The organism is Herbidospora sp. RD11066, from assembly GCF_054661255.1.
Genome location: NZ_BAAGDO010000002.1, coordinates 103,118 through 116,171, shown reverse-complemented (window position 1 = coordinate 116,171; position 13,054 = coordinate 103,118). Strand labels below are relative to the sequence as shown.

The 13,054-nt window shown below is 72.2% G+C and carries 14 protein-coding genes; 10 read left to right on the top strand and 4 right to left on the bottom strand.

The window, feature by feature from the left end:
* Positions 1-2 precede the first annotated feature (2 nt).
* The 3 genes from ACYQ78_RS06940 to ACYQ78_RS06930 all read right to left on the bottom strand — a co-directional run bounded on the left by ACYQ78_RS06940 (position 3) and on the right by ACYQ78_RS06930 (position 1,870).
* Positions 3-557, bottom strand: coding sequence for a flavin reductase family protein (locus tag ACYQ78_RS06940; protein WP_459799881.1), 555 nt, complete (start codon positions 555-557; stop codon positions 3-5).
* On the bottom strand, positions 554-1,399 hold the full coding sequence (locus ACYQ78_RS06935; RefSeq protein ID WP_459799880.1) for a M56 family metallopeptidase: 846 nt from the start codon (positions 1,397-1,399) through the stop codon (positions 554-556). Before ACYQ78_RS06935 ends, ACYQ78_RS06940 begins: the two co-directional genes overlap by 4 nt.
* Positions 1,400-1,480: 81 nt before the next feature.
* Positions 1,481-1,870 carry a BlaI/MecI/CopY family transcriptional regulator gene (locus tag ACYQ78_RS06930; RefSeq protein ID WP_459799879.1) on the bottom strand — a complete coding sequence of 130 codons (390 nt, stop codon included), beginning with the start codon at positions 1,868-1,870 and terminating at the stop codon, positions 1,481-1,483.
* A 153-nt stretch (positions 1,871-2,023) separates the two neighbouring features.
* On the opposite strand from ACYQ78_RS06930, the gene ACYQ78_RS06925 reads away from it, so the two are divergent.
* Genes ACYQ78_RS06925 through ACYQ78_RS06880 form a run of 10 tightly spaced genes read left to right on the top strand, consistent with a single transcriptional unit; the run spans position 2,024 to position 12,113 of the window.
* The gene (locus tag ACYQ78_RS06925; protein ID WP_459799878.1) at positions 2,024-3,169 is read left to right on the top strand and encodes a LuxE/PaaK family acyltransferase; all 1,146 of its coding nucleotides are present in this window, start codon (positions 2,024-2,026) and stop codon (positions 3,167-3,169) included.
* Between the two features lie 6 nt (positions 3,170-3,175).
* Positions 3,176-3,577, top strand: coding sequence for an iron-sulfur cluster assembly scaffold protein (locus ACYQ78_RS06920; RefSeq protein WP_459799877.1), 402 nt, complete (start codon positions 3,176-3,178; stop codon positions 3,575-3,577).
* A complete protein-coding gene (locus ACYQ78_RS06915) occupies positions 3,552-4,748 on the top strand; it encodes a cysteine desulfurase family protein (RefSeq protein WP_459799876.1) in 1,197 nt (398 codons plus the stop codon). Before ACYQ78_RS06920 ends, ACYQ78_RS06915 begins: the two co-directional genes overlap by 26 nt.
* Positions 4,745-5,692, top strand: a complete 948-nt coding sequence (locus ACYQ78_RS06910; RefSeq protein WP_459799875.1) for a hypothetical protein — start codon at positions 4,745-4,747, stop codon at positions 5,690-5,692. Before ACYQ78_RS06915 ends, ACYQ78_RS06910 begins: the two co-directional genes overlap by 4 nt.
* Positions 5,693-5,702: 10 nt before the next feature.
* On the top strand, positions 5,703-6,512 hold the full coding sequence (locus tag ACYQ78_RS06905; protein WP_459799874.1) for a hypothetical protein: 810 nt from the start codon (positions 5,703-5,705) through the stop codon (positions 6,510-6,512).
* Positions 6,513-6,523: 11 nt separating this feature from the next.
* On the top strand, positions 6,524-7,690 hold the full coding sequence (locus ACYQ78_RS06900; RefSeq protein ID WP_459799873.1) for an acyl-CoA dehydrogenase family protein: 1,167 nt from the start codon (positions 6,524-6,526) through the stop codon (positions 7,688-7,690).
* 10 nt (positions 7,691-7,700) lie between these two features.
* Entirely contained in the window at positions 7,701-7,988 is a 288-nt protein-coding gene (locus ACYQ78_RS06895) for an acyl carrier protein (RefSeq protein WP_459799872.1), read from the top strand.
* Positions 7,981-9,663, top strand: a complete 1,683-nt coding sequence (locus tag ACYQ78_RS06890) for an AMP-binding protein (protein WP_459799871.1) — start codon at positions 7,981-7,983, stop codon at positions 9,661-9,663. The genes ACYQ78_RS06895 and ACYQ78_RS06890 overlap by 8 nt, the downstream gene beginning before the upstream one ends.
* 43 nt (positions 9,664-9,706) lie before the next feature.
* Positions 9,707-10,084: an ArsR/SmtB family transcription factor gene (locus ACYQ78_RS06885; RefSeq protein ID WP_459799870.1), complete on the top strand. Its 378-nt coding sequence runs from the start codon at positions 9,707-9,709 to the stop codon at positions 10,082-10,084.
* Entirely contained in the window at positions 10,077-12,113 is a 2,037-nt protein-coding gene (locus ACYQ78_RS06880; RefSeq protein ID WP_459799869.1) for a heavy metal translocating P-type ATPase, read from the top strand. Before ACYQ78_RS06885 ends, ACYQ78_RS06880 begins: the two co-directional genes overlap by 8 nt.
* Here the strand turns inward: ACYQ78_RS06880 and ACYQ78_RS06875 are convergent.
* On the bottom strand, positions 12,074-13,030 hold the full coding sequence (locus tag ACYQ78_RS06875) for a C40 family peptidase (RefSeq protein WP_459799868.1): 957 nt from the start codon (positions 13,028-13,030) through the stop codon (positions 12,074-12,076). The genes ACYQ78_RS06880 and ACYQ78_RS06875 overlap by 40 nt on opposite strands.
* Positions 13,031-13,054: the final 24 nt, after the last annotated feature.

Sequence of the window (13,054 nt, the reverse complement as noted above, 5' to 3'; positions counted from 1 at the left end):
TCCTAACGGAAGTCGCGGTAGCGGGAGTCGTGCCGGACGAGCGGTTCGCCGGTGCCTTCGCGGCGCGCGCGGCGGACGGCGCCGATGACGATGGCGTGGTCGCCGCTGGTGTAGGTGTGCTCGTGGCCGCAGGTGAGCCAGGCGAGCGCACCGGGCAGCACGGGCAGGTCGTCGAAGGTCGAGAACGGGGTCGCCTCGACCGCCGCCCGGTCCCGGGGGCGGGCGAAGGTGTCGGCGACGGCCGCGTGCCCGGCGGCGAGGACGCTGACCGCGAAGCGGCCGTGGCCGGCGATCATGTCCAAGGTCGCGGAGGATCGGCGCAGGCAGACCAGCAGCAGCGGCGGGTCGAGCGACAGCGAGGTCAGCGACCCGACGGTCATCGCCCACACCCCGGTCGCGTGCCGGGTCGTGAGCAGGCTGACCCCGGTGGGCAGCGCGCCCATGACGGCGCGGAACTCCGCCGGCGACGCGGCCTCCTCGGCACCGCCGTGCGGCACCGGCGGCGAGGTGAGCGTGGCGTAGTGGGATCCGAGCGCGGCCCGCAGAACGGTGTTCACAGCGTCGCCATCCAGAGACACAGGTCGATGCTCTGGTTGACGAGCACCACCATGGCGGGCAGGAGGAGGAGGGTGGCCGCGGCGGCGTAGTTGCCCACCGACAGCGAACGCGCGCAACAGTCGCGGCCGCTGCGCAGCCGGGCCAGGCGCAGGACGACGGCGCGCCCGCCGGCCCCCAGGACCCCCGGCGGGATCGTCATGTGGGCCAGCGTTCTGAGGGCGTTCATGGCGGGCTGCCGGCCGACGGCGCGGCTGGCCGAGCAGTCGGCGGCCATCTCGATCAGCTGGGCGATCTTCTTGGGCAGCCCGGGGGCGACGCGGGGAAAGGCCGCGGTGATCGCGGTGGCCAGCTGGAGGATGAGATGGTGCCGGGCGGCGAGGTGGGCCCGTTCGTGCGCCAGCACGGCGGCCAGTGATTCCTCATCCAGCCGGTCGAGCACGCCGGACGACAGGACGATCCGGCCCGAGATCAGGCAGGGCAGGCTGTAGGCGAACAGCCGCCCGTCCGGCACGACCACGACTCTGCCGAGGTCGGGACGTTCCACCGCGAACAGGTCGACGAGGACGTTGTGCCGCCGGCAGCGTTCCCGCGCCACCGCGTGGATGCGGGCGAAGGAGCGGCCGACGTGCACGGTCGCGGCCACCAGGGCGAGGATCCCGATCAGCGCGGCGGCCGAGGCCCAGCGGTAGTCGGCGTCGGCGGCGTGCCTGTCGACCAGGACCATGACGGTCGCGCTGAGAGCGGCCAGCGGGACGGCGAGCACCGCCCCCACCCACAGGACGATCGCCGTGTGGGGAATGAGATAAGCCCAGCGACCTCCCACCACCGCCTCTGTAATCATGTAAGCACACAAAATGGTGATGGTAGTCGAAATTAACGGCCCCATACACTGCCTTCCTGGGCTTCATGCTCAGGCCATGAGTTACATGTCGGTGAATTCTCCGTTCGCCGGTGAATTCCTGGCTTCGCCGTCGAGCGCTCTGCGCAAAGCCGTGCGATTCTCCGGGTCGAGCTCATCGATGAACCGGACGAAGGCTCCCGGTTCGCCGTCCAATACGCCGAGGGCGTCGGTGAGGAGTTCGGCGAACATCTCACCTCGGGTGGCCAGCGCCCGATACTGCTGGGGCTTCTCTTCGGTCAGCTGCTCCACCAGGCCTTTGCGCGTCAGGCGCTGCAGCGTGGTGAGCACGGTGGTGGGCGCGATCTGCCGGTCGGCCGACAGGATCTCGTGCACCTCGCGCACGGCCATCGGCCGTCCAGCACTCCAGAGGCAGCTCATGACCGCCCGTTCCAGTTCCCCTCGCCGTACCACGGCGCCGAGTATAGGTCAGTTCACACGCGTTGACTACCTACGTAGTGACTACCATGGTAGTTGACTACCTCTGTAACGGTGCCGTAGTAATTGACCTAATTGGGAGTTCCGTTCCCGACCGCTAATGGGGATCCATAGAGGGGAACCTTCAGCATGGAACTGGCGACAATGCTCGGCGCGCCCGGAATGGCGCTGCGCTCCACCGACGGCGGCTGGCCGGCCGCGGTGACCGGGGTGCTCCGCGAGGCCTTCGACTATCATTTCTCCCGCAACGAATTCTTCCGTGCGCAATGCGATGCGGTGAACGTGATTCCGGCTCAGATTTCTTCCCGGAACGACCTGGCGCGTATTCCGCTGCTGCCGGTGAGTATGTTCAAACGTCCCGACGCGCATGTGCTTCTCACCGCGCCGCTGACCGATATCGAGCTGGAGATCCGCTCCACCGGAACGGGCGGGGTGCCGAGCGTGGCGCGGCGCGACTCCGAGACGGTGACCCGCACCGCGAGCGCCATCTTCAGCCAGTACCGCGAGTTCTTCGCGGTCTCCAAGGGCGCCGGCCTCTTCCTGTGCCCGTCGACGGCGGAGACGCCGGAGATGGGCATGGTGAAGGTCTTCAACCTGCTCAACGGCCTGCTCGACGACCACACCTACCTCGTACGCGACTACGCCTTCGACCCGGAGGAGGCCGTCGACTACCTCCGGCGGTGGGACGGCGAGATGACCCGCCACGTGGTCGGCCCGCCGTTCCTCGTCAACCGGCTGCTGCGCTTCCTCGAACTGGAGGAGCGGGAGCTCAAGCTCGACCCCGAGTCGCTGGTCATCACGCTCGGCGGCTGGAAGCGGTACACCGGCGAGTCGATCAGCCGGGAGGACTTCGACGCCAAGCTGGAGCGTTACCTCGGCGTCGCGCCCGACCGCATCCGCGACATGTACGGGATGATCGAGTCGAACATGCTCGCGATCGAGTGTGAGTACAAGCGCAAGCACGTGCCGCCGTGGTGCTACATCTCCATCCGCGACGTCACCGACCCGCTGGTGGAACTGGAGCCCGGCGCCACGGGCGGCATCGCGATCCTCGACGCACTCAACACCTCCTATCCCGGCTTCCTGCTGTCCGACGACGTCGGCGAGGTCGACGAGTCGCCGTGCGCGTGCGGGCGCACCGGGCAGTCGGTGTCGTTCCGCCGCCGTCGGCAGGGCGCCGAGCTGGGGTGCTGCGCGGTGTCGATCGAGAAGTTCATCGAGTCGCAGGAGATCGTCGCCGAGTGCGCGGTGCCCGCCGCCGCGTCCGCGGAGTAGGCGGCCATGGCGCGCTTCAGCCCGGTCGTGGTCGACCACTTCACCAACCCCCGCAACCCCGGCCGGATCGAGGACGCCGACGTGCGGGCCTTCGTGGGCAACCCGGTCTGCGGTGACCAGATCCTGCTGACCGCGGCGATCGGCGACGACGCCGTCACCGAGGTCCGCTTCCAGGCCTTCGGGTGTTCGGCCTCCCTCGCGGTGGCCAGCCTGCTGACCACCGTCCTCGAAGGCTCGCCCCTCGACGACATCAGCGCGCTCGACGTCGAGCGGATCCAGTCGCTCACCGGCGGCCTGTCCCCCGACCAGCGTCACGTCGCCGCGCTCGCCGCCGACGTAGCCCACCGTCTCGTCGACAACTACCGCAAGGGGATGAATGACGATGACCCCATCACCTGCGCGTTCTGAGCCACCCGTCATCTATCTCGACAACGCCGCCACCAGCCCGCTGCACCCCCGGGCCGCCGCCGAGATGCGGCGCGGGCTGGACCTGTTCGGCAATCCGTCGAGCCGCCACAGCGTCGGCCAGACCTCCCACGAGGCCCTGGCCGCCGCGCGGGCCCAGGTCGCCGTCCTCCTCGGGTGCGCGCCCGAGGAGGTGGTGTTCACCGGCGGCGGCTCCGAGGCGATCAACCTCGCGCTGTGCGGGACGTTCGCCGCCGCCGGATTCCGCGGCCACCTCGTCACCACCGGGATCGAGCACTCCGCCGTGCTGGAGTCCGCCGGCGCCCTGCGCCGTCGCGGGGTGGACGTCACGGTGGTCCCCCCGCTGCCGTCCGGTCACGTCGACCCGGACGCGGTCGCGCGGGAACTGCGGCCCGACACCGTGCTGGTGTCGGTGATGCACGCCAACAACGAGACCGGGGCGATCCAGCCCGTCGAGGAGATCACCCGGCTGGTGCACGCCGCCGGGAAGGCCGTCCACGTCGACGCGGTGCAGACGGCGGGCAAGCTGCCCGTCGACCGGCTCGACGCCGACCTCGTGTCGGTCTCGGCGCACAAGTTCGGCGGGCCCAAGGGCGTGGGCGCGCTGCGCCTGCGCGCGGGGCACGTGCTGGAGCCGATCGTCTGCGGCGGCGGGCAGGAGGCGGGCCGCAGGGCGGGCACCGAGAACCTGGTCGGCATCCTCGGCATGGCCTCGGCCGCCGCGGCCGCGCTGGAACACACCGGTGATCCCGGTTACCGCGCCCGGCGATGGGGGATGCGCCTGCGTCTGCTGGACGCCCTGGCCGAGCTCGGCGGTGTCCAGGTCAACGCGTCCGATCCGGTCATGGCCGAGACCGTCTCGGTGTTCTTCGCGGGGGTGCGGGCCGACGCGCTGGCCGACGTCCTCGACATGCAGGGGGTGTGCGTCTCGACGGGATCGGCCTGTCATTCCGGCGACGACTCGCCGTCCCACGTGCTCACCGCGATGGGCATCGACAGGGACCGCGCGCGTGGCACGGTGCGGATCTCCTTCGGGCACACGACCACCGTCGAGGACATCGACACGGCCGCCCGCCGGATCGTCACCGCCGTCCATCGGCTGCGCGAGGTGTCCGGTGCCCGTCCGTTCAGCACCACGGGCGCGGCGTCGTGAGCGGTGGCGGCCCACGGCTCAACGCGCCGGTGCGGTCACTGAAGATGCTGGAACTGCAGATCGCCGCCGGTGCGGACGAGGTCTACCTGGCCCTCCTCCCTCCGGCCGGTGTCCCGGTCAGCTTCGACGCGCTGCCCGCGCGCCGGGACGCCGAGCCCACCCAGGTCTCCAACCCGGCGCTCCTGGGTGAACTCGTGTCGGCCGCGCACGCCGCGGGCCTGCGCGTCCACTTCTGCGCGGACGCCCCGGTCGTCCCGGCCGCCTTCCACGACGCCTATCTCGACCATGTCGCGCGTGCGGCCGACGCGGGCGCGGACACGGTGGTGGCCGGGAATCTCGCCACCTGCGCCCTGCTCGCCGGCCGGGACGGCGGGCCGGGCCTGGTCGCCGGAGGCGCGCTCGGCGTGTCCACCGTGGGGTACGCCGCCCACCTGCGCGACGCCTACGGCGTGCGGCGGGTGGTGCTGCCGCACACGCTGACCCTCGGCGAGGTCGGGGACTTCTGCGCTCTGGAGGACCTGGAGATCGAGATGCCGGTGCAGACCGGCTCCGGCCTCGACTGCACCCGCTGCCGTCTCCAGGACACCCCGGACGTCGGGCTCGGCTGCCGGGCCGGTTACGTGGCCGACGACGGTGTCGACCTCGGGGCCTTCCTCGACGGCGCGTCCGACTGCGCGCTGTGCGACGTCCCCGTCCTGGTCGACGTCGGCGTCACCGCCGTGCAGATCCCCGGGCGGGAGAGCCCCAACCTGCGGCAGAACGCCAAGATCACCCAGATGTACCGCCGCGCCCTCGACGGCCACGCCGCGCGCATGCCGATCGGGGACGTCATCGAGGCGATCGACCGGGTCGAGCTCATGTGGCAGATGGGCTGGGTGCCCCGGCTCTGCGAGAAGAGCCGCTGCCGGTTCCGCGACACCCCGCAACAGCGCGCTTTCGTGTGAAAGGCCACCGATGACGACCGTAGAGGTCCGCCTGAGCACGCCCACCCGACTGCCCGAAGCGCTCGGCCTGCCGGTCGACGCGATCGGGATCGGCCAGGAGGGGTGCCTGACCAAACTCCCCGACACCGACGCCCTCCTCGACGCCTTCGCGGCGATCAGGGCCACCGGCCGCGACGCCGTGCTCGTCTCCCCCATCGCCTGGCCCCGCACCGCCGGCACGCTCGTCGCCCGGGTGCGGGCGGTGGCCGAAGGGGGGCCGCTCACCGTGGTCGTCAACGACCTCGGCACCCTGCTCACCCTGGCGGGCGACCGGCCCGCGGGGTGCCGTCTCGTCGTCGGCCTGGGCCTGACGCGCGCCCGTCCGCACAGCGGCGACCTGAGCGCCTCGGCTCCGCCGGGCGCGGTGGTGGACACCGCGTTGCTGGACGAACTCGCCGGGCACGGCATCGACGGAGTCGAGGTCGACGTCCTCACCGACGTCTCCTCCGTGGACGGCGGATGGCAGGTCAGGCAGGTCGTCGACGCGGTCCCGGTGGCCTACGCGCGGTCCTGCCCGACGGCCCGCCATCACCGGACCGGGCCACCCGACTGCCGGGAGTTGTGCGAGACCTCGTACACGATCACACCGCGGCAGCGGTGGAGGCTCGACCACGGCCACCTCGAACCCCTGCCGGCCGGTGCCGCCGGGCCGCGGCTCACGGTGTGGGGCAACGCCGTCTACCAGTCGAGCGACGTCTCCCCGCACGCCGACCACCTGATCATCGACGCCCGCCGGCACGCCGCCGGAGAGCTCGCCGCACGGATCGCCGCAGCAGCCTAGGAGAACCCGTCATGGTCGACTTCGCGCTCACCACCGCCCAACAGGACATCGTCGATCACACCCGCGCGGTGGCCCGCCGCTGCCTCGCGCCCCGCGCCACCGAGTACGACCGTTCCGCCCAGTTCCCCGCGGACAACTTCACCGATCTCGCCGAGGCGGGCCTGCTCGGCCTGCTGATCCCCACCGCCCGGGGCGGGCTCGGCGCGGACATGGTCACCTACGCGCTCGCGGTCGCCGAACTGGCCGAGGCGTGCGGGTCGACCGCGCTCATCTTCGCCATGCACTGCGGCGCCACCCGGCTGCTGTCGGCCGACCCCGGCCCCGCCGCCGCGAAGGCGCTGCGGGGGGTTCTCGACGATGGCACGCTGATCGCCTGGGGCTTCTCCGAGCCGGGCACCGGCGGCAACATCCTCAACCCCCAGTTGCGGGCCCATCGGGTGGAGGCGGGCGGTTTCACGCTGGAGGGCACCAAGGCGTTCTGCACCGGCGCCGGGCACGTCGGCCACTACCTGATCAACACCCACTCGGGAGAGACGGAGTTCCGGCGCAGCCAGTCGATGTTCCTGCTGCCCGCCGAGACGCCGGGCCTGAGCGTCAAGGAGACGTGGGACGCCCTCGGCATGCGCGCCAACTGCGCCAACACCGTGCTGCTCGACTGCGAGGTGCCCGAGGAGCAGTGCGTCGGCGGGCACGGCGGCGGGATGCCCCTGCTCGCCCACGCCCTCCCGGCGCTGGTGCTGGGGCTGGCCGCCGCCTCGCTGGGTGTCGCCCGCGCCGCCAACGCCTTCGCCGCCTCCCACGTCACCCGCAGGGTCCACACCAACACCGGCGCCAACCTCGCGGCCTACCAGGGGGTGCGCTTCGAGATCGCCGAGATGGCCACCACCCTGCACACGGCGTACCTGACGCTGCTGCACGCCTGCGCCACCGCCGACACCGATCCCCTGGAGGCGCTCCCGGCCATGAACATGGCCAAATACGTGTGCAACACGGCCGCCATCAGCGTCGCCGACACCGCCATGCAGGTCACCGGCGGCCACGGCTACGTGCGCTCCAACCCCCTCGAACGCCACTACCGCGACGCCCGCGCGGGCGCGGTCATGGGCGCCAACCTGGGCGTTCTCCGCGACATGATCGGCAAGGCCGTCCTCGGCATGGACCCGCGCGACCCCCTCTAGGAGGAACACCATGACCATCCCCGAACCGGACGACGTGCTGGCCGGGCTCCGCGACGCGCTGGCGGCGGTCCTCGACGGCGAGGATCTCGACAAGGTGGACCTCGCGAAGGTCGACACCGGCACACCACTCTTGAGCCTGCCGGTCGACTCGATGGCCCTCATCGAGATGATGACGAGAATCGAGGATCGCTTCCGGGTCTACATCCCCCAAGAGCGCGCCTACGCCTTCACCACGGTCGGCGAGGTCGTGGACTACGTGATCGAACGCACCGCCGCCAAGGCCGCCCGTCGTGCCTAGCCACGTCGCCGTCTCCGGCGCGGCCGTCGACTACCGGGCCCTGGCCGGCATCAGCGGTCAGCGGATGGGCTTCCTCGACTCCCGCGGTCTCACCGGCGAACTCACCCGCGCCGAACTCTTCGACGACGCCCGCGCCGCCGCCGCGGGCCTGGCCCACCACGGGCTCTCGGCGGGCGACGCGGTGGTCCTCGTCATGCCGACCGGCAGTGACCATCTCACCGTGCTGCTCGGCTGTCTGATGAGCGGCATCGTGCCCTGTACGGTGGCCCCGCCGGTCAGCCCGGAGAAACCGGCCTCCGCCGGAGTCCGGCATCTGCACGCGGCGGTCGACGTGGTCGCCCCGCGCGCCGTGATCGCCGCCGACCACCACGTCACCGCAGGGCTACCGGCCGGCGTGCCCGTCCTGACCCCCGGCGACCTGCGCGGCCAGGGGACGCTGAGCGTCGACCGGCTGCCCGAGCCCGACCCCGACGCGCTGCACCACATCCAGCTCACCTCGGGCTCCACCTCCGCCCCCAAGGCCGTGGCGCTGACGCACCGCAACGTCGCGGCCAACCTCGCCGTCCTGGCCGCCGCCACGGAGGCGCATCCCACCGCCGACCGGATCTCGACGTGGCTGCCGCTCTACCACGACATGGGCCTGGTCACGGTGCTGCTCGCCCTCACCACCGGCGCCGGCCTGGACCTCATGCCGCCGATCGGGTTCCTGCGCGACCCCCTGGCCTGGCTCCGGCACATCGCCGACCGGGGCGCCACCCTCACCGCCGCCCCGCCCTTCGCCTACCGGACGACCGCCGACCGGCACCGCAAGCGACCGGCGGAACACCTGGACCTGTCGCGGCTCCGGCAGATGTACGTCGGCGCCGAGCCCATCCCGGCCGCCGTCCTGCGCGACTTCCGCGACACCTTCTCCCCCATCGGCCTGGTCGACGACGTGCTCGTCCCCTGCTACGGGATGGCCGAGACCGTCCTGGCCACCACCCTCGCCCTCGACGACCGTCCCGGTGACGGCCGGCTCTTCGGCCGGGTGCGCGTCCGCGACTTCGACCGCGCGCTCCTGGACGAGAAACTGCTCGCGGCGCCCGCCATCCCGGGTCAGCCCTCGCGGCGGATCGTCTCGTGCGGGCCGCCCGTCGACAGGACCACCCTTCGCCTCACCGACGCCGACGGCCGCACCGTCCCCCCAGGCCGGATCGGCACGATCAAGGTGCGGGGAAGCTCGGTGATGGCCGGATACCGCTCCGCCTCCGGAGTGGAGGCTCCCCCGGGAGGCTGGCACGACACCGGCGACCTGGGCCTGCTCTGGCTCGATGACCTGTACGTGGTGGGCCGCACCAAGGAGATGCTCATCGTGCGCGGCCGGAACCTGCCTCCCTACGATGTCGAGGCCGTCATCGAGGAACATCCCGCCGTCGGCCCCGGCAACGCGGCGGTCTTCTCCCATCCCGCCGAGGAGAAGGGGACCGAGCCGATCGTGGCCGTCGTGGAGACCCGGGTGCCGTCGCCGGAGTGGGCCCAGGTGCGTGCGGACGTCGCCGTCGCGGTCCGCCAGGTGTTCGGGCTGTCCCTGGCCGAGGTCGTCGTCGTGACCCGGGGGTCGATCCCCCGCACCAGCAGCGGAAAACGCCGGCGAGCGGCGTTGCGGAACACCTATCTGGCCGGAGGGCTCTCTTAGTACAGCGGTTGCTTAATTCAGGGAGCACTGTACTGTTGGCGGCATGGATAGCCCGAACTCCCCCGCCGTGGTCGTCAACGCCGAGGCCCTGGCCCGGGTGGGCACGGCCCTGGCCGACGAGAACCGGCGGCGGCTGCTGCTGGAGCTGCTCAAGGAGCCCGCCTACCCCGCCGACCTGGCCGAGCGGCTCGGCATGACGCGCGGCAACGTGTCGAACCATCTGTCGTGCCTGCGCGGCTGCGGGCTGGTACGCACCGTACCCGTCGGCCGCCGCGTCCGCTACGAACTGGCCGACGCCAAGCTGGCCCACGCCCTGGCCGACCTGGCCTCCCTCGTCCTCCTCGTCGACCAGGCCGACTCCCTCGCCTCCGACGAGCCCTGCACGCCGGGCGACTACGCCTGCGGAGATGGCCGTGTCTGACGCGTGCTGCGCTCCCGCCGCTCCGGAGATCGAAACGGCGGCGGCGCCCTCCGCGATCTGGCAGGTGCGCGAACTCCAGCTGGCCGCCGTCTCCGGAGTGCTGCTGCTGGCCGCGCTCCCGGCCCCGGGCCCTTGGTCGACGGGGCTGCAGCTCGCGGCGCTGGTCGTCGGCGCGGCCACCTTCGTCCCCGGCACGCTGCGCGCCCTGGTGAAGGGCCGCCTCGGCGTGGGTCTGCTCATGACCATCGCCGCCGTCGGCGCGGTCGCCCTGGGCGAATACGGCGAGGCCGCCATGCTGGCGTTCCTGTTCTCCATCGCCGAGGGGCTGGAGGGCTACGCGGTGGCCCGCACCCGCCACGGCCTGCGCGCCCTGCTCGACCTGGTCCCCCCGGCCGCCCGCGTGCTGCGCGACGGCACCGAGACCGAGGTCACCCCCGCCGACCTGCGCCTGGGCGACCTGCTCGTGGTCCGTCCCGGTGAGAGGATCGCCACCGACGGCGTCGTCACCTCGGGCCGCAGCGCACTCGACACCTCGGTCGTCACCGGCGAGTCGGTGCCCGTCGAGGTCGGTCCGGGCGCGGAGGTCTTCGCCGGGACGGTCAACGGCGCCGGGGCGCTGGAGGTCACCGTCACCGCGACCGCCGGTGACAACTCGCTGGCCCGGCTCGTCCACATCGTGCACGAGGCCCAGGAACGCAAGGGTGCGAGCCAGCGCCTGGCCGAGCGCTTCGCCCGGCCGCTGGTCCCCGGAGTGCTCGTGCTGGCCGCGCTCGTGGCCGGTCTGGGCAGCCTGCTGGGCGAACCCGCAGTGTGGATCGAGCGCGCCCTGGTGGTCCTGGTCGCCGCCGCGCCGTGCGCGTTCGCCCTGTCGGTGCCGGTCGCCGTGGTCGCCGCGATCGGCGCCGCGTCCAAGGCGGGCGTGCTGATCAAGGGCGGCGCGGCGGTGGAGGCGCTGGGCCGGGTGAGGATCGTGGCGCTGGACAAGACCGGCACCCTGACCCGCAATCAGCCCGTCGTCATCGACGTCGTGCCCGCACCGGGTGCCGATCGCGACGGCGTCCTGGCCGTGGCCGCCGCGCTGGAGTCACGGAGCGAACACCCGCTCGCCGCCGCCATCCTGGCCGCCCGCCCCGACCCGGCACCGGCCGGTGAGGTGGAGGCCGTGCCGGGAAACGGCCTGCGCGGCGCCGTCGGCGGACGCCCCGCCCGGCTGGGCAGACCCGGATTCGTCGATCCCGGCCCGCTCGCCCCGGACGTGACGAGGTTGCAGGACGCGGGCGCCACCGTCGTCCTCGTCGAACACGACGGCACCCTGCTCGGCGCGGTGGCCGTCCGCGACGAGATCCGCCCCGAGGCCGCCGAGGCCGTGGCGGAACTGCGGCGCCAGGGCGTCGAGGTGGTCATGCTCACCGGCGACAACGCCCGCACCGCCGCCGCGATCGCCGCCGCCGCGGGCATCACCGACGTCCGCGCCGAACTCCTGCCGGAGGACAAGGCGCGCATCGTCACCGAACTGCGGGCCAGGGGCCCGGTGGCCATGGTCGGCGACGGCATCAACGACGCCCCCGCCCTCGCCACCGCCGACGCCGGGATCGCCATGGGCGTCATGGGCACCGACGTGGCCATCGAGGCCGCCGACGTCGCCCTCATGGGCGAAGACCTGCGCCGGTTGCCCGACGCCATCGCCCACACCCGCGCCGCCCGCGCCGTCTTCACCCAGAACCTGCTGCTGTCCGGCGGCATCCTGGTCACCCTCGTCCCGCTGGCCGCGACCGGCGTGCTCGGCCTGGCCGCCGTAGTCGCCACCCATGAGCTGGCCGAAGTGCTGGTCATCGCCAACGGCATCCGCGCGGGCCGCCGTCACCGTTTCCCCCAGCACGCCGCGCTGCGAGCTGCGAAGACAGCACCGCAGTCGGCACCGCGCACCTCCCTGCAACTGATCAGCCCAGGCTGCACCGACGGCTGCTGCCCGACCGCCGCGGAGACGGCCTACGGGCGGACGGCGCCGAGCAGGCGGGTGCGCCAGTAGTCGTCGAGGTCGACCACCTTGACGACGTCGCCCGTCTGCGGGGAGTGGACCATCTTGCCGTTGCCCGCGTACATGCCCATGTGGCCCAGGCCCTTGCTGAACAGGAGGTCGCCCGGCTGGAGTGCGTCGAGGGACACCCGCCGGGTCGCGCCCCAGGCCCACTGCTCGTAGGTGGTGCGGGGCAGCTGGACGCCCGCCGCGCGCCAGCTCGCCTGGGTGAAACCGGAGCAGTCGTAGGAGCCGGGCCCGGTGGCCCCGTACCGGTAGGGCTTGCCGACCTGGGCGAAGCCGAACTGCATGGCGGCGAGCGCGTTGCCGGACGCGGCTCCCCGGTAGGTGATGCCGGCGCTGTTGGGGTCGCCGACCTGGAAGGCGCCCAGGCGGCGTAAGAGCGCGGTCTGCTCGGTCTTCAGCTTCTCGACCTTGGTCCTCTCGGCGCGGATATCGGCCTGCGCGGCCTTCGCCTCGGCCAGCACCGTCTTGGCGGCGTCGCGGCGCTCGCGCAGGGCGCGGGTGGCCTCCTCGAAGGCGGCCAGTTCCGCTTCGGCGGTCAGGGCCATCTGGCTGACCAGGGCCATCGAATCGCCGCTATTGCCCATGAATGAACGCCACGGGTCCATTCCGCCGTATTGATAAGTGTTGACCGCGAGGTCGGCGAGGTTGTCGCGCAGCACGTCCGCGGTCGCGCTCTGCTGTTTGAGCTCGGCGTCGAGACGCTGGTGTTTCTTACCGGCCTTCTTGTACGCCTCGGTGGCGCGGTTGTACTTCTCGACGATCTCGTCGGCGCGTTCGTTGAGCTTGACCAGCTTGGCCCTGGCCTGGGGAATCGTGGGCTGTGGATCGGCGACGGCGCCCCCGGGCAGCGCGATCGTGACGGCGAGGGCGAGGATCGCCGAGGTTCCCGCGCGAGGCGTCACTACTATGCTCCTTAGTACTAGCCG

Bases quoted from the DNA above. Each gene is read 5' to 3' on its own strand.
- ACYQ78_RS06935 (WP_459799880.1), bottom strand. From the start codon at position 1,399: ATGATTACAGAGGCGGTGGTGGGAGGTCGCTGGGCTTATCTCATTCCC.
- ACYQ78_RS06925 (WP_459799878.1), top strand. From the start codon at position 2,024: ATGGAACTGGCGACAATGCTCGGCGCGCCCGGAATGGCGCTGCGCTCC.
- ACYQ78_RS06920 (WP_459799877.1), top strand. From the start codon at position 3,176: ATGGCGCGCTTCAGCCCGGTCGTGGTCGACCACTTCACCAACCCCCGC.
- ACYQ78_RS06915 (WP_459799876.1), top strand. From the start codon at position 3,552: ATGACCCCATCACCTGCGCGTTCTGAGCCACCCGTCATCTATCTCGAC.
- ACYQ78_RS06905 (WP_459799874.1), top strand. From the start codon at position 5,703: ATGACGACCGTAGAGGTCCGCCTGAGCACGCCCACCCGACTGCCCGAA.
- ACYQ78_RS06900 (WP_459799873.1), top strand. From the start codon at position 6,524: ATGGTCGACTTCGCGCTCACCACCGCCCAACAGGACATCGTCGATCAC.
- ACYQ78_RS06895 (WP_459799872.1), top strand. From the start codon at position 7,701: ATGACCATCCCCGAACCGGACGACGTGCTGGCCGGGCTCCGCGACGCG.
- ACYQ78_RS06885 (WP_459799870.1), top strand. From the start codon at position 9,707: ATGGATAGCCCGAACTCCCCCGCCGTGGTCGTCAACGCCGAGGCCCTG.